The 18,832-nt window shown below is 70.2% G+C and carries 17 protein-coding genes and 7 tRNA genes; 19 read left to right on the top strand and 5 right to left on the bottom strand.

Annotation, left to right across the window (positions count from 1 at the left end; genetic code table 11):
* Positions 1-2,278, bottom strand: a 2,278-nt coding sequence (locus QCN29_RS22045; protein WP_279930233.1) for a sensor histidine kinase, incomplete at its 3' end; no start/stop codon positions are given.
* 581 nt (positions 2,279-2,859) lie between these two features.
* Here QCN29_RS22045 and QCN29_RS22040 point away from each other — a divergent pair.
* The 11 genes from QCN29_RS22040 to QCN29_RS21990 all read left to right on the top strand — a co-directional run bounded on the left by QCN29_RS22040 (position 2,860) and on the right by QCN29_RS21990 (position 7,329).
* Positions 2,860-3,033, top strand: a complete 174-nt coding sequence (locus tag QCN29_RS22040; RefSeq protein ID WP_240140271.1) for a hypothetical protein — start codon at positions 2,860-2,862, stop codon at positions 3,031-3,033.
* A 383-nt stretch (positions 3,034-3,416) separates the two neighbouring features.
* Entirely contained in the window at positions 3,417-4,211 is a 795-nt protein-coding gene (locus tag QCN29_RS22035; protein WP_279930232.1) for a fumarylacetoacetate hydrolase family protein, read from the top strand.
* Positions 4,212-4,228: 17 nt separating this feature from the next.
* Positions 4,229-5,704, top strand: coding sequence for a glutamate--tRNA ligase (gene gltX / locus QCN29_RS22030; protein ID WP_279930230.1), 1,476 nt, complete (start codon positions 4,229-4,231; stop codon positions 5,702-5,704).
* Positions 5,705-5,799: 95 nt separating this feature from the next.
* Positions 5,800-6,522 (top strand): HAD family hydrolase, encoded by a 723-nt coding sequence (locus QCN29_RS22025; RefSeq protein WP_279930229.1) that lies wholly within the window; start codon positions 5,800-5,802, stop codon positions 6,520-6,522.
* 136 nt (positions 6,523-6,658) lie between these two features.
* Positions 6,659-6,730, top strand: a tRNA-Gln gene (locus QCN29_RS22020).
* A gap of 21 nt (positions 6,731-6,751) precedes the next feature.
* Positions 6,752-6,824: transfer RNA gene (locus QCN29_RS22015), tRNA-Glu, on the top strand.
* Positions 6,825-6,888: 64 nt separating this feature from the next.
* Positions 6,889-6,964, top strand: a tRNA-Glu gene (locus QCN29_RS22010).
* 18 nt (positions 6,965-6,982) lie between these two features.
* Positions 6,983-7,054 (top strand) — tRNA-Gln (locus tag QCN29_RS22005).
* A gap of 18 nt (positions 7,055-7,072) precedes the next feature.
* Positions 7,073-7,148: transfer RNA gene (locus QCN29_RS22000), tRNA-Glu, on the top strand.
* Between the two features lie 18 nt (positions 7,149-7,166).
* A tRNA-Gln gene (locus tag QCN29_RS21995) sits at positions 7,167-7,238 on the top strand.
* A gap of 18 nt (positions 7,239-7,256) precedes the next feature.
* A tRNA-Glu gene (locus QCN29_RS21990) sits at positions 7,257-7,329 on the top strand.
* Positions 7,330-7,417: 88 nt separating this feature from the next.
* Here the strand turns inward: QCN29_RS21990 and QCN29_RS21985 are convergent.
* Positions 7,418-8,056 (bottom strand): MerR family transcriptional regulator, encoded by a 639-nt coding sequence (locus QCN29_RS21985; protein ID WP_279930245.1) that lies wholly within the window; start codon positions 8,054-8,056, stop codon positions 7,418-7,420.
* A gap of 95 nt (positions 8,057-8,151) precedes the next feature.
* Here QCN29_RS21985 and QCN29_RS21980 point away from each other — a divergent pair, with 95 nt between their 5' ends.
* Positions 8,152-8,658 (top strand): DUF4188 domain-containing protein, encoded by a 507-nt coding sequence (locus QCN29_RS21980; protein ID WP_279930228.1) that lies wholly within the window; start codon positions 8,152-8,154, stop codon positions 8,656-8,658.
* 1,012 nt (positions 8,659-9,670) lie between these two features.
* Here QCN29_RS21980 and ndgR read toward each other — a convergent pair.
* Positions 9,671-10,387, bottom strand: a complete 717-nt coding sequence (ndgR, locus tag QCN29_RS21975; protein ID WP_279930227.1) for an IclR family transcriptional regulator NdgR — start codon at positions 10,385-10,387, stop codon at positions 9,671-9,673.
* Positions 10,388-10,570: 183 nt separating this feature from the next.
* On the opposite strand from ndgR, the gene leuC reads away from it, so the two are divergent.
* From leuC to QCN29_RS21955, 4 genes are all read left to right on the top strand, one after another.
* Positions 10,571-12,004: a 3-isopropylmalate dehydratase large subunit gene (gene leuC / locus QCN29_RS21970; RefSeq protein ID WP_279930226.1), complete on the top strand. Its 1,434-nt coding sequence runs from the start codon at positions 10,571-10,573 to the stop codon at positions 12,002-12,004.
* A 5-nt stretch (positions 12,005-12,009) separates the two neighbouring features.
* Positions 12,010-12,603 carry a 3-isopropylmalate dehydratase small subunit gene (leuD, locus tag QCN29_RS21965; RefSeq protein ID WP_279930224.1) on the top strand — a complete coding sequence of 198 codons (594 nt, stop codon included), beginning with the start codon at positions 12,010-12,012 and terminating at the stop codon, positions 12,601-12,603.
* A gap of 104 nt (positions 12,604-12,707) precedes the next feature.
* Entirely contained in the window at positions 12,708-12,935 is a 228-nt protein-coding gene (locus tag QCN29_RS21960) for an SCO5555 family protein (protein WP_240136798.1), read from the top strand.
* A 170-nt stretch (positions 12,936-13,105) separates the two neighbouring features.
* Entirely contained in the window at positions 13,106-13,735 is a 630-nt protein-coding gene (locus QCN29_RS21955) for an HU family DNA-binding protein (RefSeq protein WP_279930222.1), read from the top strand.
* Positions 13,736-13,862: 127 nt separating this feature from the next.
* Here the strand turns inward: QCN29_RS21955 and QCN29_RS21950 are convergent, their stop codons facing one another.
* Entirely contained in the window at positions 13,863-14,066 is a 204-nt protein-coding gene (locus tag QCN29_RS21950) for a hypothetical protein (protein WP_240136800.1), read from the bottom strand.
* Between the two features lie 458 nt (positions 14,067-14,524).
* Positions 14,525-15,256: a 2-phospho-L-lactate guanylyltransferase gene (gene cofC / locus QCN29_RS21945; RefSeq protein ID WP_279930220.1), complete on the bottom strand. Its 732-nt coding sequence runs from the start codon at positions 15,254-15,256 to the stop codon at positions 14,525-14,527.
* Between the two features lie 147 nt (positions 15,257-15,403).
* Here cofC and QCN29_RS21940 point away from each other — a divergent pair, with 147 nt between their 5' ends.
* The 3 genes from QCN29_RS21940 to QCN29_RS21930 all read left to right on the top strand — a co-directional run bounded on the left by QCN29_RS21940 (position 15,404) and on the right by QCN29_RS21930 (position 18,829).
* On the top strand, positions 15,404-16,156 hold the full coding sequence (locus tag QCN29_RS21940; RefSeq protein ID WP_279930218.1) for a lysophospholipid acyltransferase family protein: 753 nt from the start codon (positions 15,404-15,406) through the stop codon (positions 16,154-16,156).
* A complete protein-coding gene (locus QCN29_RS21935) occupies positions 16,153-17,163 on the top strand; it encodes an NAD(P)H-dependent glycerol-3-phosphate dehydrogenase (RefSeq protein WP_279930217.1) in 1,011 nt (336 codons plus the stop codon). The genes QCN29_RS21940 and QCN29_RS21935 overlap by 4 nt, the downstream gene beginning before the upstream one ends.
* 490 nt (positions 17,164-17,653) lie before the next feature.
* On the top strand, positions 17,654-18,829 hold the full coding sequence (locus QCN29_RS21930; RefSeq protein WP_279930216.1) for a D-alanine--D-alanine ligase family protein: 1,176 nt from the start codon (positions 17,654-17,656) through the stop codon (positions 18,827-18,829).
* Positions 18,830-18,832: the final 3 nt, after the last annotated feature.

Genomic DNA, 18,832 nt, shown 5'->3' with positions numbered 1-18,832 from the left:
CGCCGAGGCCGGGCCGGCCGCCGCCCGCCGGCGCGGCGGGCGCGCCGGGGCCGCCCTTGCCGCCTGCACCGGGCTTGCCGCCGGGCTTCTTGCCGCCGTGGGCGACGTCGACGGGGAGCATGACCAGCGCGGTCGTGCCGCCCGAGTCGGAGGGACGGAGCTGGATGCGGATGCCGTGTCGCAGGGACAGCCGGCCGACCACGAACAGACCCATGCGGCGGGAGACCGAGACGTCCACGGTGGGCGGCGACGCCAGCCGCTCGTTGATCGCGGCCAGGTCCTCGGGGGAGAGGCCGATGCCGGTGTCGTGGATCTCGACGAGCACCCGGCCGTCGGGCAGCGCATGACCGGTGACCTTGACCTTGGTCTGCGGGGAGGAGAACGACGTCGCGTTCTCCAGCAGCTCGGCGAGGAGGTGGACGAGGTCGTTGACGACGCGGCCGGCGACTTCGGTCGCCGGGACCGACGCCAGTTCGATGCGCTCGTACTGCTCCACCTCGGAGGCGGCGGCGCGGAGCACGTCGACCAGCGGGACGGGGCGCGTCCAGCGCCGGCCGGGCTCTTCACCGGCCAGAACGAGGAGGTTCTCGCCGTTACGGCGCATACGGGTCGCGAGGTGGTCCAGCTTGAAGAGCGACGACAGCTGGTCCGGGTCGGCCTCGCGGGACTCCAACTCGGAGATCAGCGAGAGCTGGCGCTGGATCAGACCCTGGCTCCGGCGCGAGAGGTTGGTGAACATCGCGTTGACGTTGCCCCGCAGCAGGGCCTGCTCGGCGGCGAGGCGGACCGCCTCGCGGTGCACGTCGTCGAAGGCCGCGGCCACCTGGCCGATCTCGTCACGGGAGTGCACACCGACGGACTCCACGGAGGTGTCCACGTCCTGCGGGTCCGCCTCCGAGAGCTGCTTGACCAGCTCGGGCAGCCGCTCCTGGGCGACCTTGGTGGCCGTGTCCTGCAGCCTGCGCAGCGAGCGGATCATGGACCGCGCGACGACGAACGCGCCGACGAGGGACACGCCGAGGACGACGAGGATCAGCGCACCGTTGATGATCGCTTCCTGCTGCGACTGCTCGCGCAGCTCACGCGCCTTGGCCTCCATCTGGCCCAGCAGCGTGGCCTCGATGGTCCGCATGGCGTTGATGCGGACCGAGTAGTCGTCGGTCCAGTCCAGGTGCGAACGCTTCTTCTGGTCCTGCTGCTTCAGCAGACCGTTCCGGTTGTCCAGCACACGCTTGGCGTACAGCTCGGACGCGGTGATGGTGGGGTTGCCGCTGTCCAGCGTCGCGGTCAGCTCCTCGGCGTTGCCGCCGACCGACTCGTAGATGGACTTGAACGCCTTGAGCTGGGTGTCGCCGTTCTCGAGAGCCGCCTTGCCGTAGAGGCGGTCGTTCTCGCTCAGACCCGGTCCGTTGGAGTCACTGCCCGCCGGGAGGGCCGCGGCGATGATGGCACGCTGGATGGACGCGTACTCCTTGGCGGCGGAGAAGGCCGCCAGCGCACGCGTGCGCTTGATCATCTCCGGGTTGGAGGTGGCCTGCGCCATGTCCTGCGAGAGGCTCAGCAGCGACTCGACCAGCCGGCTGTAGCTCTCCACCGTCATCGACGGCGGGGTGTCGTCGGTGTATGCCGACTGGCGGATCTTCTCCAGGCCGCGGACCTGGACGGCGATCTGGTTGGCGTTGGCGCGGATGGCCTCCAGCGCCGCGTCGTCGCCCGCGTTGGGGATGTCGCGGGTGGCGTCGAGGAAGCTCTTCTTGGCGCGGTCGGTCGCGGTGCGGGGACCGGTGACCTTGAAGTCGTTGGGGTTGGCGCCGTTGGCGAGGGGACCGGCCGACAGGTCACGCTCCGTCTGGAGCGCCTGGGCGAGCTGGGTCGCCTCCTTGGTCATGGTGGTGAGCAGCTGCATATGGTCCAGCTGCTTCATGTCCTCCATGGACTCGTTGATACGGAGTCCGCCCAGCGTGGTCGCCGCGACGACCGGCAGGGTGAGCAGGGACACCAGACGGGTGCTGATGCGCCAGTTGCGCAGGGCTATTCGTGACCCGGTGTCCGCGGGCCGCTTCGGAGCGGACGCCTCAGCGGGCCCGTCTCCCTGCCCTCCTTGGGCTCCCTGGGGCGCCGACGCTCCGGGGCGGGCGGCGCGCTCGCCGCCGTCGCCGGGCGCTGACTGACCCTGGTTCTGGGTGTGCTGGGGCGAGGTGCCGCGGTCGGCACCGCCGCGCGGCTCCTGTTCCGCCGCAGCGTCTCCTCGACTCTGGCGGGCCTGGGGGGAACCCATGCCATCCCTCTTGAAACGTCCCTGCACTAGCGTCGCAACCTCTGGACCAGGCGTCCCCCCGCGCGAACGGCGGGACGGTGTCGGCGTCGTGGGGCGACGGTGCGCGCCCCAATCGGTGGTCGTGAGTGACCGGCGCAGCTCCCCCTTTCCCGCCGCCGCTCGGCGCTGCGTTGCGCCTCTTGCGCGCCGATCTGAGACCTGCGGCGGTGCGTGGAATTCCAGCACAGTGCCGGATCTCCAACAAGAGCCGGGGACCCGTCTGTGACCTGGGTGACGCGATGTGATCGATATGTCACAAGCAGTGTAAATCGTTCATGGGCGAAAGCGGACTTTTCCCTACGAGCCAGCAGGGTGTGCGGGGTGTCCCAGTCGCCATGATCAGGAGCGGAATGCTGGCTTCGGGTGCGCAATGTCCGATTCGCCGGTGAAGATCCAGTGTCGGAATTGCCGGGATCGCTCAATAATTCGTGAGGAAACTCACACGCCGATCGTCGCCTCTTCCAGGTATTGGGGGGCAACCGGATGTTTAGCCTGGTGCCGCTTTACGATTGCCCGCTCTCTGTAAAGGCCCGATAGCGCACATGAAGACGACGATGATGTTCCGCAACATAGCCAACCCCCGTCGCACCACCCTCGCGCACCTCGAGGACGCGGAGGAACTGCAGACGCCGGAGCAGCCGGAGCACCCGCTCGATCTTCCCACCCAGACAGCCAACCCCCGCCGCACGGTCCTCATGGACGCGCCTGTTTCCTGACGTGGCTCGGTCCTCACCCAGCTACCTCCCCCAGACTCCGTCCGGGGGTACCCCCATGGAGGTGCCCCCACGGGGCGCTTTGGCGTCTGTCGACGGTTGATCATGCTCGGTCCTCCCCAGACTCCGTCCGGGGGTACCCCCACGTTCCTCGGGACCTGCGCGTTCCCCCAGCCACCGCTGGGCGGCGCCCCCACCTTTCGACACCTGCGCGCACCTTCGGCTCACTCGCCCCTGGGCGAGTCGTAGCTTGTGAGCCGGTGGTCCGGGCGAGCCGCGGTCGTACCGGCGGATGTACAGCACGTTAGCCTGGAGCGTCAGTTTCAACGCTCGCGCAGGCGCGGGCCGCAGCAGCAAGAAGACAAGAAGAGGGGCATCCGCATCCCGTGCGCATCGCCAGGTTCTCCATCGACGGCAATGTCGCCTTCGGTGCGGTCGAGGGCGACGGCACCGGCGACCCGGCCGGTCTCGTCCTCGACATCATCAAGGGCATTCCCTACGCCGACTTCGAACTCTCCGGCACCAAGGTCCCGCTGAGCAAGGTCCGTCTGCTGCCGCCCGTGCTGCCCAACAAGGTCGTCGCCATCGGCCGCAACTACGCGGAGCACGCGGCCGAGCTGGGCAACGAGGTGCCCGAGGTCCCCGTCGCCTTCTTCAAGCCCACCACATCGGTGATCGGCTCCGGCGACGCCATCGAGTACCCCTCCTTCTCCCAGGAGCTGCACCACGAGGCCGAGCTGGCCGTCGTGATCGGCCGGATGTGCCGCGATGTCCCGCGCGAGCGGGTCAAGGACGTCGTGTTCGGCTTCACCTGCGCCAACGACGTCACCGCGCGCGATGTCCAGAAGCGCGAGAAGCAGTGGGCCAGGGCCAAGGGCTTCGACACCTCCTGCCCGCTCGGCCCCTGGGTGGAGACCGGCATCGACCTGGCGGCCGCGCACGACCTCACCATCCAGTGCACGGTCAACGGCCAGCAGCGCCAGCTGGGGCGTACGAGCGACATGATCCGCTCCATCGAGGACCTGGTCGTCCACCTCACCGAGGCCATGACGCTGCTCCCCGGCGACGTCATCCTCACCGGCACCCCCGCCGGGGTCGGCCCCCTCAACGTCGGCGACGAGGTCGCCGTCACCATCGAAGGCATCGGCACTCTCACCAACAAGGTGATCAAGCGTGGCTAACAACAAGGTGATCAAGCGTGGCTAACGCGAACGTCCGCGTACGTTTCTGTCCCTCGCCGACCGGCAACCCCCATGTGGGGCTGGTCCGCACCGCCCTGTTCAACTGGGCGTTCGCCCGGCACCACGGCGGGACCATGGTGTTCCGCATCGAGGACACCGACGCGGCCCGCGACTCGGAGGAGTCGTACCGGCAGCTCCTGGACTCGCTGCGCTGGCTGGGCCTGGACTGGGACGAGGGCCCCGAGGTCGGCGGACCGCACGCGCCCTACCGCCAGTCGCAGCGGATGGACGTCTACCGGGACGTCGCGCAGAAGCTGCTCGACGGCGGCTACGCCTACCCCTGCTACTGCACCGCCGAGGAACTCGACGCCCGCCGTGAGCTGGCCCGCCGCGAGGGCCGGCCGTCCGGTTACGACGGCCAGTGCCGAACGGTGACGCCCGAGCAGAAGGCGGTGTACGACGCCGAGGGCCGTGAGCCGATCATCCGCTTCCGGATGCCCGACGAGCCGATCACCTTCACCGACCTGGTCCGCGGCGAGCTGACCTTCACCCCGGACAACGTGCCCGACTACGGCATCGTCCGCGCTACCGGCGCCCCGCTGTACACGCTGGTCAACCCGGTCGACGACGCGCTGATGGAGATCACCCACGTGCTGCGCGGCGAGGACCTGCTGTCCTCCACCCCGCGGCAGATCGCGCTCTACAAGGCGCTGATCGAGCTGGGGATCGCCAAGGAGATCCCCGCCTTCGGCCACCTGCCGTACGTCATGGGCGAGGGCAACAAGAAGCTCTCCAAGCGCGATCCGCAGTCCTCGCTCAACCTCTACCGGGAGCGCGGCTTCCTGCCGGAGGGCCTGCTCAACTACCTCTCGCTGCTCGGCTGGTCCTTCTCCGCCGACCAGGACGTCTTCTCCGTCGCCGAGCTGGTCGAGAAGTTCGACGTCGAGGACGTCAACGCCAACCCGGCCCGCTTTGACCTCAAGAAGGCCGAGGCGATCAATGCCGACCACATCCGACGCCTGGACGAGAAGGCATTCGTCGAGGCCTGCGAGCCCTGGCTGAAGGCCCCGTACGCCGACTGGGCCCCCGAGGACTTCGACCGGGCGGCCTGGGAGGCGATCGCCCCGTACGCGCAGACCCGGCTGACCGTCCTGTCGGACATCACGGCCAATGTCGACTTCCTCTTCCTGAAGGAGCCGGCAGAGGACGAGGCGTCCTGGGCCAAGGCGATGAAGGGCGACCCGGCCGCCCTGCTGACGACGGCTCGCGCCAGGCTGGAGGCGGCCGACTGGTCCAGTCCCGACTCGCTCAAGGACGCCGTCCTCAAGGCGGGCGAGGAGCACGGCCTCAAGCTGGGCAAGGCCCAGGCCCCGGTCCGCGTCGCGGTCACCGGCCGCACGGTGGGGCTGCCGCTCTTCGAGTCCCTCCAGATCCTCGGCAGGGACCGCACCCTGGCCCGGATCGAGGCGGCCCTGTCCAAGCTGGCCGGGTAACCGTCCGTTCGCACGAAGGGCCCGGAAGCCGCCATGCCTTCCGGGCCCTTCGCGGTTCCCCCGCGAGCGGCCCGCCCCGGCGGTACGGTCGCGCTATGGCCATCCGCGGGGTTCTCTGGGACATCGACGACACGATCTTCGACTATGCGAGCGCGGACCGAGCGGGCATGCAGCGGCACCTCGCGGCGGAAGGGCTGGCAGGGGAGTACGGCTGCGTGGAGGAGGCGCTCGCCCGGTGGCGGGAGGCCACGACCCTGCACTGGAGACGCTTCGAGGCGGGCGGGGTCGGCTTTGAGGAGCAGCGCAGGGACCGGGTCCGGGACTTCCTCGGCGCGCAGGGGATGACCGACGCCGAGGCCGACGGCTGGTTCGGGCGCTATGTCGCGCACTACGAGGCGGCCTGGGAGCTGTTCCCGGACGCACTGCCGGTGCTGGAGGCGCTGGCGGGGGAGTACCGGCAGGGTGTGCTGTCCAACTCCTCCCTGCACAACCAGCAGCGGAAGCTCACCGTCCTGGGGGTGCGCGACCGCTTCGAGACCGTGTTGTGCGCGGCGGAGCTCGGTGTGGCCAAGCCCGCCCCGGAGGCCTTCCACGCCGCCTGTGAGGAGCTCGGGCTGCCCCCGGGGGACGTCGCCTACGTCGGAGACCAGCCGGACATCGACGCCGGCGGGGCGGTCGCGGCCGGTCTCACCGGCATCTGGCTGGACCGCGCCGGTATCGGCGGGCGTCCGGAGCTGGTCCGGATCACCGGCCTCGACGAGCTGCCCGGCCTGTTGCGGGCGGATACCCGTTTTGGAGCGCCGTCCACCTTCGGGTAATGTTCTTCCTGCGCCGCCCGAGAGGGCCGAGAGGTCCGGCGGGAAGCGTAAGCCAAACAAAATCCCCACTGGGGGTTGAGTTTTGNCGGCGGGAAGCGTAAGCCAAACAAAATCCCCACTGGGGGTTGAGTTTTGGTGGCCTATGGTGTAATTGGCAGCACGACTGATTCTGGTTCAGTTAGTCTTGGTTCGAGTCCAGGTAGGCCAGCTCGCAGAGCTCATCTGCAAAGCCCCCGTTGTGTAGCGGCCTAGCACGCTGCCCTCTCAAGGCAGTAGCGCCGGTTCGAATCCGGTCGGGGGTACAGATCCTTCCCGTGTGATCATCTGGGTCGCTCCCGATGCATCTCTCGACGCAGGATCGCCAGGGCCCCCGTTGTGTAGCGGCCTAGCACGCCGCCCTCTCAAGGCGGTAGCGCCGGTTCGAATCCGGTCGGGGGTACCAACTGGTCTAAACCACCAGTGGCCTATGGTGTAATTGGCAGCACGACTGATTCTGGTTCAGTTAGTCTTGGTTCGAGTCCAGGTAGGCCAGCAGGTCTTTCGAGATCTTGCCCCCGTTGTGTAGCGGCCTAGCACGCCGCCCTCTCAAGGCGGTAGCGCCGGTTCGAATCCGGTCGGGGGTACCAACTGGTCTAAACCACCAGTGGCCTATGGTGTAATTGGCAGCACGACTGATTCTGGTTCAGTTAGTCTTGGTTCGAGTCCAGGTAGGCCAGCAGGTCTTTCGAGATCTTGCCCCCGTTGTGTAGCGGCCTAGCACGCCGCCCTCTCAAGGCGGTAGCGCCGGTTCGAATCCGGTCGGGGGTACGTGACGAAGAGGCCCTCCCCGTCAGGGGAGGGCCTCTTCTGTCTTCCCTCGGTCTTCCCCGGCTCCTGGTCTTTCCCGGCTCCGTGCTCAGCCGAAGCGGCGGTGCGACTCCTCCGCCTCCGCCATCCGGCGCAGGCCGAGCAGCACCGGCTCGTACAGCACGGTGAGCGCGACCGCCGCCTCGACCTGCTCCTCCTCGCGCTCGTACTCCTCGACCAAATCAAGGTCCGCGACCGCGAGTTGGCCGGCGCTGCGGGCGTACGGCAGCAGGTGGGCGGTGTCGCAGGGGTAGCCGAGCCGGTGCAGCGCCGCGACGGCGGCCACCAGCATCCGGTACGCCGGCGACTCGTCGCCCACCTCGCGGCCGAAGTCCCAGCCGGCGCGCTCCAGCAACTCGTCGACGGCACCGCGGGCGGCGACGGCGGCGGGGTCGCCCTCGTCGGGCTCCGGCCCGTGCGGCAGCGCCCAGACCGCGGCGCCCAGGCGCATGTGGTGGTCGAGCGCGTCGTCGCCGAGGGCGGCGAGCACCTCGCGGGCCGTGGCCACCGGCATCCGCCCCACCTGGATCAGCGCCCGCACCAGTCGCAGCCTGCGCAGATGCTCCTCGGTATACGCCGCCTGGGTCGCGGTGATCCGCCGGCCCGGCGGGAGGAGACCCTCGCGCAGGTAGTACTTGATCGTCGCCGGGGAGACCCCGCTGCGTTCGCTGAGCTCCGCGAGTTTCATCATGCGCTTGCACCCCCTCTTAGATAGTGGCACTATCTAAGCATGGATAGCGACGCTATCCAATGGCCGGCAGTCGCCACGAAGGGGACCGAGCGATGAGCGACGTCAAGCGGAACGAGCCGATCGAAGGCCGGATGACCGCCGCATCCGAGGGCGGTGTGACCGTCTTCCTGATCGGCATGCGGATCAACAACTTCCGGGCGGTGCGCAGCTGGTGGCCGGTGTTCACCGCCATGCCGAAGATGATCAGGGAGCTGACGAGGGAGAAGGGCCGTGGCCTGCTGGGCCTCCAGCCGCTGCTGGGCGGCCCCCGGCTGCTGTACGTCGTCCAGTACTGGGAGTCCGAGGAGAAGCTGCTCGCCTACGCCTCGGACCGCGACGGAGAGCACAGGCCCGCGTGGGCGGCGTTCAACCGCCGGATGCGTGAGGGGCGAGGCAACGTGGGTTTCTGGCACGAGACCTATGTCGTGCCGGCCGGCTCCTACGAGTCGATCTACCTGAACATGCCGGAATTCGGCCTGGGCAAGGCCACCGGGGTGATCCCGGTCGCCCGCCGGGGCGACCGCGCCGCGGACCGCCTCACGGCGAAGCCCGCGGGCTGACCTTGCGGCGGTCGGCTCGTGGAGCCCGAGGGCTGCTGGGGCGGATCTTGCCCCTGCCCGCCCCCTTCCCGAAACCGGGGCTCTGCCCCGAGCCCCCGCGCCTCAATCGCCGGCGGGCTGGGTTTTGGGGCTCCTGCCCCCGGGGCCCTGCGCCTCAATCGCCGGCGGGCTGGGTTTTGGGGCTCCTGCCCCCGGGTTCCTGCGGCTCAATCGCCGGCGGGCTGGGTTTTGGGGCTCCTGCCCCCGGGTTCCTGCGGCTCAATCGCCGGCGGGCTGGGTTTTGGGGCTCCTGCCCCCGGGTTCCTGCGGCTCAATCGCCGGCGGGCTGGGTTTTGGGGCTCCTGCCCCCGGGTTCCTGCGGCTCAATCGCCGGCGGGCTGGGTTTTGGGGCTCCTGCCCCCGGGTTCCTGCGGCTCAATCGCCGGCGGGGCTGGTTTGTGGGGCTTCGGTCCCTGGGCCCTTGCGGCTCAATCGCCGGCGGGGTGGTTCTCTGTAGCTGCGGCCCCGGGCCCTGCGTCTCAATCGCCGGTGGGGCTGGCTCTTGGGGCTCTGCCCTGGGTCCCCGGCCTGGTCGTCGGCGGGGCTCATCCGAGCTTCGTCTGGGGTGCCTCCCGGACGAAGCCTGGGGGCTGTGGACACGGCCAGCAGGCCGTACCGGGAGCCGGGGGTCCGGGGGCCCGCCCCCGGTTTCGGGAAGGGGCGGGGCAGGGGCAAGATCCGCCGGATGCACGCCGGCCGACTCGCCCGGCTCTGACGGGCACTGCTCGGCGGCTCTCTCCGGTGGTGCGTCCGCACGCTGGTCTGGCGCAGGTCGGGGAACCCGTCGAAGCGGCTCCGGCTTCGGGCGGGGCCCTGTGCCGTCCGTGCGGGCGGAGGTGCGGGGCCGGCTCCGCGGCCGGGCCCTTCCGGCAGGCGGCGGCGTTGACGCCCACCAGTCGGGACCATGCGCAGCCCGGGGTGCGACCCGGTGCCCATGCGCCCATGCGCCCATGCGCTCCCCGCGCCCCAGGCGTCAGCTCGCGCGGCGCAGCGCCTCCGAGAGCCGCGCCGCGGCGTCGATGACCGCCTGCGCGTGCATCCGTCCCGGATGCCGCGTCAGCCGCTCGATCGGCCCGGAAACCGACACCGCGGCCACGACGCGGTTCGAGGGTCCGCGCACCGGCGCGGACACCGACGCCACACCCGGCTCGCGCTCGCCGATCGACTGGGCCCAGCCCCGGCGTCGTACGCCCGAGAGCGCCGTCGCCGTGAAGCGCGCGCCCTGCAGCCCGCGGTGCAGCCGCTCGGGCTCCTCCCAGGCCATCAGGATCTGCGCGGACGAGCCCGCCTTCATGGTCAGCGTGGAGCCGACCGGGACGGTGTCCCGCAGTCCGGACAGCCGCTCGGCCGCGGCCACGCAGATGCGCATGTCTCCCTGCCGGCGGTAGAGCTGCGCGCTCTCGCCGGTAACGTCGCGCAGATGGGTCAGCACGGGGCCGGCCGTGGCCAGCAGCCGGTCCTCGCCCGCCGCTGCGGCGAGCTCCGAAAGCCGCGGGCCGAGGATGAACCGGCCCTGCATGTCACGCGCCACCATCCGATGGTGCTCCAGAGCCACGGCCAGGCGGTGTGCCGTGGGTCGTGCCAGTCCGGTCGCCCCGACCAGACCCGCGAGGGTGGCCGGACCGGACTCCAGGGCGCTCAAGACCAGTGCCGCCTTGTCGAGAACGCCGACGCCGCTAGAGTTGTCCATGCAACGATACTCGCGTCTCACTCTGTGAAACGCAAGTTCAATATTCCCGGGAACTTGCGAACCTGGGTTGCACCAGCCGCCCGCGCACCGACGGGACGGCGGCCGGTGTCCGCGTGGGGCGCGGCCATCGGCGCACACATCTCTAGGAGCGCCGGGCGAACAACGCCGGCCGGAGGGAAAGCGATGGGTAGGACACTCGCGGAGAAGGTCTGGGACGACCACGTCGTCCGGCGCGCCGAGGGCGAGCCCGACCTGCTCTTCATCGATCTGCACCTGCTGCACGAGGTGACCAGCCCCCAGGCTTTCGACGGCCTGCGCAAGAGCGGCCGGCAGGTGCGGCGGCTCGATCTGACCATCGCCACCGAGGACCACAACACCCCCACCCTCGACATCGACAAGCCCATCGCCGACCCGGTCTCGCGCGCCCAGCTGGAGACGCTGCGCAAGAACTGCGCGGAGTTCGGGGTGCGGCTGCACCCGCTCGGCGACGTCGAGCAGGGCGTCGTCCACGTCGTGGGGCCGCAGCTGGGCCTGACCCAGCCCGGCACCACCGTGGTCTGCGGCGACTCGCACACCTCCACGCACGGCGCGTTCGGCGCCCTGGCCTTCGGCATCGGCACCTCGCAGGTGGAGCATGTGCTGGCCACCCAGACGCTCCCGATGGCCCGCCCCAAGACCATGGCAATCACCGTCGAGGGCGAGCTGCCCGAGGGCGTCACCGCCAAGGACCTGATCCTGGCGATCATCGCGCGGATCGGCACCGGCGGCGGCCAGGGCTACGTCATCGAGTACCGCGGCTCGGCCATCGAGAAGCTCTCGATGGAGGCCCGGATGACCATCTGCAACATGTCGATCGAGGCCGGCGCGCGGGCGGGGATGATCGCCCCGGACCAGACCACGTTCGACTACCTCCAGGGCCGTGACCACGCGCCCCAGGGCGCGGACTGGGACGCGGCCGTCGCCTACTGGAAGACGCTGCGCACGGACGACGACGCCGTCTTTGACGCCGAGGTGTTCATCGACGCCGCCGAACTGGCCCCGTTCGTCACCTGGGGCACCAACCCCGGGCAGGGCGCGCCGCTCTCCGCCTCCGTCCCCGACCCCGCTTCGTACGAGGACGCTTCGGAGCGGCTCGCAGCCGAAAAGGCCCTGGAGTACATGGGGTTGACCGCGGGGCAGCCGCTGCGCGACATCAAGGTCGACACCGTCTTCGTAGGCTCGTGCACCAACGGCCGCATCGAGGACCTGCGGGCGGCCGCGTCGCTGCTCGAAGGCCGCAAAGTCGCCGACGGGGTACGGATGCTGATCGTGCCCGGCTCCGTACGGGTCGCTCTGCAGGCGGTCGAGGAGGGCCTGGACAAGGTCTTCACCGGGGCCGGGGCCGAATGGCGGCATGCGGGCTGTTCGATGTGTCTGGGCATGAACCCCGACCAACTGGCCCCCGGCGAGCGCTCCGCCTCCACCTCCAACCGCAACTTCGAAGGCCGGCAGGGCAAGGGCGGACGCACCCATCTGGTCTCCCCCCAGGTCGCCGCCGCCACCGCCGTGCTGGGCCATCTGGCCTCGCCCGCCGATCTGACCGACAACTCTGCCACCCGCACGCCCGCTGGAGTCTGAGGATCATGGAAGCCTTCACCACACACACCGGCCGGGCCGTGCCGCTGCGCCGCAGCAATGTCGACACCGACCAGATCATCCCCGCCCACTGGCTGAAGAAGGTCACCCGCGACGGCTTCGAGGACGGGCTGTTCGAGGCCTGGCGCAAGGACGCGGAGTTTGTCCTCAACCGCCCCGAGCGGCAGGGCGCCACCGTGCTGGTCGCCGGACCCGACTTCGGCACGGGCTCCTCGCGCGAGCACGCGGTCTGGGCGCTGCAGAACTACGGCTTCAAGGCCGTGATCTCCTCCCGCTTCGCCGACATCTTCCGAGGCAACTCCCTCAAGAACGGTCTGCTGACCGTGGTTCTGGAGCAGTCGGTCGTGGACCGGCTGTGGGAGCTGACGGAGGCCGACCCGGCGGCGGAGATCACCGTCGACCTGGTCGAGCGCAAGGTGACCGCCGAAGGGGTCGTGGCCGATTTCGAGCTTGACGAGAACGCCCGCTGGCGGCTGCTCAACGGCCTGGACGACATCTCCCTCACCCTTCAGAACGAAGCGGACATCGCCGCGTACGAGGGCTCCCGGCCCGCCTTCAAACCGCGTACGCTGAAGGCCTGAGCAGCGGTTTTCCCTTACTGCGCCCCCCGCCGCCCGGCGGGGGGCGCAGTCGCTTGTTGAGACCCCGTCGGGCGACAACTCGCCCCAGATGGCACAATCGGTGCATGGAACGCGACAGCCAACTCGAGCTCTACGAGGCCGTCGCCGCCCGGCTGAAAGAAGCGCACACAAGAGTGCGCCAACTGCAAGTCCCGGAGGGCGTAAGGATGGCGCTGTCCCGGAAGCTGCTGGTCGTGACGGCAGCGGCGAAGCACGATCTCCCGGACGCGGCAAGGCGTCTGGACCGCTTGATGAAGGACCTCGACGAGGGCCGATTCCCTGAAGGCGACTGACACCCGGTGCTGTGCCGATATACGGCTTCGCCGCGTGGCTGCGACGGTCGACTTCGTTGCGGCACTAGGGTGATTAGCCCGTTTCGTGTTTGATTTGCGGTATATATCTGCCTAACGTGCGAAAAAGGCCGAACGCATTCGTTCCGGTCAATGTCTCCGAAGGGGAAGACGTGAACAAGGCGCAGCTCGTAGAAGCGATTGCCGACAAGGTCGGCGGCCGCCAGCAGGCGGCGGACGCCGTCGACGCGGTGCTTGACGCGATCGTCCGCGCGGTGGTCGGCGGAGACCGGGTTTCGGTCACCGGCTTCGGCTCGTTCGAGAAGGTCGAGCGTCCGGCCCGTTACGCCCGCAACCCACAGACGGGTGAGCGCGTGCGGGTCAAGAAGACCTCTGTTCCGCGCTTCCGCGCGGGCCAGGGCTTCAAGGATCTGGTCAGCGGCTCGAAGAAGCTCCCGAAGGGCGGGGAGATCTCCGTCAAGAAGGCTCCCAAGGGCAGCCTGACCGGTGGCGCAGCCATCAAGAAGGCCGCGGCGAAGAAGGCCGCCGCCAAGAAGGCCGCGGCGAAGAAGACCACGGCCAAGAAGACGGTGGCGAAGAAGACGGCGGCGAAGAAGACCACCGCCAAGAAGACGGCTGCCAAGAAGACCACCGCCAAGAAGACGGCTGCCAAGAAGACCACCGCCAAGAAGGCCGCGGCGAAGAAGGCGCCCGCGAAGAAGGCCACCGCGAAGAAGGCGCCGGCCAAGAAGGCCACCACACGCAAGGCCGCCGCCAAGAAGACGACGGCGCGCAAGAGGTAACCGCCGCGGAAGCGGCCCACGACACTCGACGCCACGCCACGCCCACTCACGCGCCGGGCCGGGCCCCCATGGGGACCCGGCCCGCGGCGCGTCTGTGTGCCGTCCGGCGGTGCTCAGCCCACGCCGGTCACAGCGTCTGCAGCGTCACCAGCGTGATCCTCAGCGATTCGGCTGCGCCCTCGGTCTCGATGCGCACCCGCTGCCCGGGCCGCAGCAGCCGCAGACCGCCCGCGTCGAACGCCGCCGCGTCGAACTCCACCGGGGTGCCGTCGTCGAGGAGCACGCTCCCACAGCGGGTGTCGGGGTCGTATGTGTACGAAGTCGCCTGCATGCCGCCAGCCTATCCGCCGCCGCTCTCCCATAGCCGGGGGCTCCGCCCCCGGACCCCCGGTCCTCAGACTCCCCCGGCTACCTCCCCCAGACTCCGTCCGGGGCTCCCCCACGGAGACGCCCCCAACGGGCTGGAAGATCTGCCTCGGAGGGGCTTGCGGCGCGGGCTGGAAATCCCAGCCTTGCTGGCGTTCGAGGACCGGGGCGGCATATCCAGCCCGCCGGAGTTTGCGGGCCGGGGCGGTAATCCGGCCTCGGCGGGGCTTGCGGCGCGGGCTGGAAATCCAGCCCTGCTGGCGTTTGGGGGCCGGGGGTGGCACATCCTCCCCCGCCGGGTTTGAGGCGCAGGGCCGGTAATCCAGCCTCGCCGGCGTTTGAGGCGCGGGGGTCCGGGGGCGGGGCCCCGTGAACGGGGTCTGGGGCGGAGCCCCAGCTGCGGGAGGCTCCGCCGGGCACGGCCTAGACCGCACGCGCCCCCGCCGCCCACCGCTCAGCCGTCCGAGGCCCCACCCCCAGGGCGAACGCGGCCGCCAGATCGGCCCCCGTGTCCACGTCCTGCCGTACCGAATCGACCCCGTCCAGCACGATTTCCACGGCCCCCGACGCCAAATGGCGACACCGTGAAGGGCCGCCGAAAGTCGGTTGCAATTCGCTCCCGGGCGCGGCCGTCAGCAATGTGGTGCCGATTCCTGCGGCATCCGTCAGAAATGCCCGTGGAAATGCCGAAGCGCGCGTGAGTACCCGTGCCAATTCCCCGGGCCGCAATGCGGGAAGGTCGGCGTTGAGCGCGGCGAGCGGCGCGCCCGGCCGCAGGGATCGCACCGTGCGCGCCCCGTGCGCCAGCGCGGCGTTGAGCCCCGCGCCCGGGGAGTCCGGCACGATGCGCGCCCCCAGTGCGGCCAGTCCGGCCGCGGCCGCGGGGTCGTCCGTGACGACCGACACATCGGCGACAGCGGGGCTGGCCAGCGCTGCGGCCACCGTGTCCAGCGCGAAGGCGAGCGCGAGCCGTGGCCGCAGCAGCGCGTCGGCCGCGGCCGAGAGCCTGCTCTTGGCCAGTGCCAGCGGCTTCAGCGGGACGATCAGCGACCAGCGGACCGGCGGATCGCTCCACGCGGCGGTCGTGGCGGCTGTGGCGGCTGTGGCGTCCGTGGCCCGAATGGCGTCCGTGGCAAGCTCTCCGTCCGTGCGCATCGGGCCCATTGTGGCCCGTGCGCGGGAAGGTCCACAGCGCCGGGCCGACGGACGAGGCGTACGGTGTCCTCGACAGACCAGGGGCCTGGGGCGACACTTGACCCCCAGCAGCCAGGCAGTAGCCCGGTCAAAGAGGAAGGTGTCCGAGTGTCCCGCCGTAGAATCGGCTTCTGGTACCGCCTGGCGGCGGTCATCGCGAAACCGCCGCTGTTGATTCTGTTCAAACGGGACTGGCGGGGAATGGAACACATTCCGGCCCAGGGCGGATTCATCACCGCGGTCAACCACAACTCATATCTCGATCCCCTCTCCTACGCCCACTTCCAGTACAACACCGGACGAGTGCCGCGCTTCCTGGCGAAGGACGGGCTGTTCAAGGGCGCGTTCGTCGGCATGATGCTGCGCGGCACCCGGCAGATCCCGGTGTACCGGGAGACCACCAACGCCGTGGACGCCTTCCGAGCCGCCGTGGACGCCATCGAGCGGGGCGAGTGCGTTGCCTTCTACCCCGAGGGCACGCTCACCCGCGACCCCGGGATGTGGCCCATGGCGGGCAAGACCGGGGTCGCGCGCGTCGCTCTGCTCACCAAGGCCCCCGTCATCCCCGTCGCCCAGTGGGGCGCGAATCTGGCGATGCCGCCGTACGCCAAGGAGAACAAGATCCGGCTCTTCCCGCGCAAGACCCTCCGGGTCAAGGCGGGACCGCCGGTCGATCTGAGCCGCTTCGACGGCGTCGAGCCCACCCCGGAGGTGCTCCGCGAGGCGACCGAGGCCATCATGGCGGCGATCACCTCGCTGCTGGAGGAGGTGCGCGGCGAGAAGGCCCCGGACCAGCCCTACGATCACCGCAACGCACGTGCAGAACAGCGGCGCAAGGCCGCCGGGGAGGGAAGCAAGTGACAGACCCCGCCAAGGCGGCCGTGTTCGGAACCGGCTCGTGGGGAACGGCGTTCGCCATGGTCCTCGCCGACGCCGGCTGCGAGGTGACCCTGTGGGGCCGGCGCGCGGAGCTCGCCGACACCGTCAACGCCACCCGCACCAATCCCGACTACTTTCCCGGCATCGAACTCCCCGCCCGGATCACGGCCACGACCGACCCGGCGGAAGCGCTGCACGGCGCGGACTTCGCGGTGCTCGCCATCCCCTCCCAGACCCTGCGCGCCAACCTCGCACGGTGGGCCCCGCTGCTGCCCGCCGAGACGGTCCTCGTCTCCCTGATGAAGGGCGTCGAACTCGGCACCGCCAAGCGGATGAGCGAGGTCATCGAGGAGGTGGCGGGCGTCCCGCCGGAGCGGGTCGCCGTCGTCACCGGCCCCAACCTCGCCAAGGAGATCGCCGAACGCCGCCCGGCCGCAGCGGTCGTCGCCTGCGTGGACGAATCCGTCGCCCAGCGTCTGCAGGCCGCCTGTCACACCCCGTACTTCCGCCCGTACACCAACACCGACGTCGTCGGCTGCGAACTGGGCGGCGCGGTCAAGAACGTCATCGGGCTCGCCGTCGGCATCGCGGACGGCATGGGCCTCGGCGACAACGCCAAGGGCTCGCTGATCACCCGCGGCCTCGCCGAGACCACGCGCCTCGGCCTGGCCATGGGCGCCGACCCGCTGACCTTCTCCGGCCTCGCGGGCCTGGGCGACCTGGTCGCCACCTGCTCCTCCCCGCTCTCCCGCAACCACACCTTCGGCACCAACCTCGGGCGCGGGATGACCCTCCAGGAGACCATCGCGGTCACCAAGCAGACCGCCGAGGGTGTCAAGTCCTGCGAGTCGGTGCTGGATCTGGCGCGCCGCCACGGCGTCGACATGCCGATCACCGAGATGGTCGTCGGCATCGTCCACGAGGGCAAGCCGCCGGCGGTCGCGCTGAAGGAACTGATGTCGCGAAGCGCGAAGGCGGAGCGCCGCTGATCGCCCACCCCGGGGGCTCCGCCCCCGGGACCCGCGCCTCGATCTCCCCCAGAGAGCCCCGGACGCCGTCCGGTGGCCCCCCAGAGACCCCCGGACGCCGTCCGGTGGCGGCCCCCAGGGGTACACCCCGGAGGCGCCTCGGGCGGGGCTGGATGTGCGCCTCGAACTCCCCGGCTGCCTCGCCTCGGAGCCCGTCCGGGCCCCGGAGGCACCCCCGGGCGAGGCTTGACTGTGCTGCCTCAGCCGCCTCAATCGCCGACGAGGCTTGAAGTCGCCCGCCCTTGCGGGCAACTCCAGCCCGTCGGGGACGCCTCCCGGACGAAGTCCGGGGGAGTTCGAGGAGACTGCCTTCAGGCCGTACCGGGGGCCGGGGGCTGAGCCCCCGGTTTCGGGAAGGGGGCGGGGTGGGCAAGAGGCCCCACAGGCGCACCCCGACGCACCGTCCACAGGGCTCCACGCCCCTCACCCCGCAAGGTAGTCTCATCGCGATATGAGCACCGAGAACCACTCCCAGAGCCCCCTCCCTCCCCACTCCGGAGGGGAGTCGCTCCGCAAGCCGCGCGTGGCCGTCGTGTTCGGCGGGCGCAGTTCCGAGCACGGCATCTCGGTCGTCACGGCCGGCGCCGTCCTGCGCGCCATCGACCGGACCAAGTACGACGTGCTGCCCATCGGCATCACCGCCGACGGCCGCTGGGCGCTCACCGGTGACGATCCGGACCGGATGGCCATCGCCGACCGCACGGTGCCGGACGTCTCCCGGCTCGCCGAGTCGGAGGAGGGCGGCGTCGTCCTCTCCGTCGACCCGGGCAGCCGCGAAGTCGTCTACACGGAGCCCGGCGCCGTGCCCAAGGCGCTCGGCGAGGTCGACGTGGTCTTCCCCGTGCTGCACGGCCCGTACGGGGAGGACGGCACGCTCCAGGGCATGCTGGAGCTCGCCGGCGTCCCGTACGTCGGCTCCGGCGTCCTCGCCTCCGCCGTCGGGCAGGACAAGGAGTACATGAAGCGGATCTTCATCTCCTTCGGGCTTCCCGTCGGCCCGTACACCGTGCTCCGCCCCCGGGAGTGGGAACAGGACGCTTCAGCGGCCCGGAAGAAGATCATCGACTTCGCCGCGGACCACGGCTGGCCGCTCTTCGTCAAGCCCGCGCGCGCCGGTTCGTCCATCGGCATCACCAAGGTCGACGACCTCTCCGGCCTCGAGGCCGCGATAGAGGAGGCCCAGCGCCACGACCCCAAGATCATCGTGGAGGCGCTGGTCCGCGGCCGCGAGATCGAGTGCGGGGTGCTGGAGTTCGAGGACGGGCCGCGGGCCAGTGTGCCGGCCGAGATCCCGCCGGTCAGCTCGCACGACTTCTACGACTTCGAGGCCAAGTACATCGACTCGGCCTCCGGTGTCGTGCCCGCGCCGCTGACCGACGAGCAGACCGCCGAGGTGCGCCGTCTCGCGATCGAGGCCTTCGACGCCGCCTCCTGCGAGGGCCTGGTCCGCGCCGACTTCTTCCTCACCGAGGAGGGCCGGTTTGTGATCAACGAGATCAACACGATGCCCGGCTTCACGCCGATCTCGATGTACCCGCGCATGTGGGAGGAGAGCGGCGTGGGCTACCCGGAGCTGGTGGACCGGCTGATCCAGGCCGCGCTCAACCGCTCGACCGGGCTGCGCTGAAGA

This window comes from Streptomyces chengmaiensis (genome assembly GCF_029846775.1).
GTDB classification, from domain to species: Bacteria; Actinomycetota; Actinomycetes; order Streptomycetales; family Streptomycetaceae; genus Streptomyces; species Streptomyces chengmaiensis.
Note: the sequence above shows the minus strand (reverse complement) of the source record. Positions and strands in the feature narration are given on the sequence as shown.

Coding starts and splice junctions, on each gene's coding strand:
- QCN29_RS22040 (WP_240140271.1), top strand. CDS start 2,860: ATGAAGACGACGATGATGTTCCGCAACATAGCCAACCCCCGTCGCACC.
- QCN29_RS22025 (WP_279930229.1), top strand. CDS start 5,800: ATGGCCATCCGCGGGGTTCTCTGGGACATCGACGACACGATCTTCGAC.
- QCN29_RS21985 (WP_279930245.1), bottom strand. CDS start 8,056: ATGAAACTCGCGGAGCTCAGCGAACGCAGCGGGGTCTCCCCGGCGACG.
- QCN29_RS21980 (WP_279930228.1), top strand. CDS start 8,152: ATGAGCGACGTCAAGCGGAACGAGCCGATCGAAGGCCGGATGACCGCC.
- ndgR (WP_279930227.1), bottom strand. CDS start 10,387: ATGGACAACTCTAGCGGCGTCGGCGTTCTCGACAAGGCGGCACTGGTC.
- leuC (WP_279930226.1), top strand. CDS start 10,571: ATGGGTAGGACACTCGCGGAGAAGGTCTGGGACGACCACGTCGTCCGG.
- leuD (WP_279930224.1), top strand. CDS start 12,010: ATGGAAGCCTTCACCACACACACCGGCCGGGCCGTGCCGCTGCGCCGC.
- QCN29_RS21960 (WP_240136798.1), top strand. CDS start 12,708: ATGGAACGCGACAGCCAACTCGAGCTCTACGAGGCCGTCGCCGCCCGG.
- QCN29_RS21950 (WP_240136800.1), bottom strand. CDS start 14,066: ATGCAGGCGACTTCGTACACATACGACCCCGACACCCGCTGTGGGAGC.
- cofC (WP_279930220.1), bottom strand. CDS start 15,256: ATGCGCACGGACGGAGAGCTTGCCACGGACGCCATTCGGGCCACGGAC.
- QCN29_RS21930 (WP_279930216.1), top strand. CDS start 17,654: ATGAGCACCGAGAACCACTCCCAGAGCCCCCTCCCTCCCCACTCCGGA.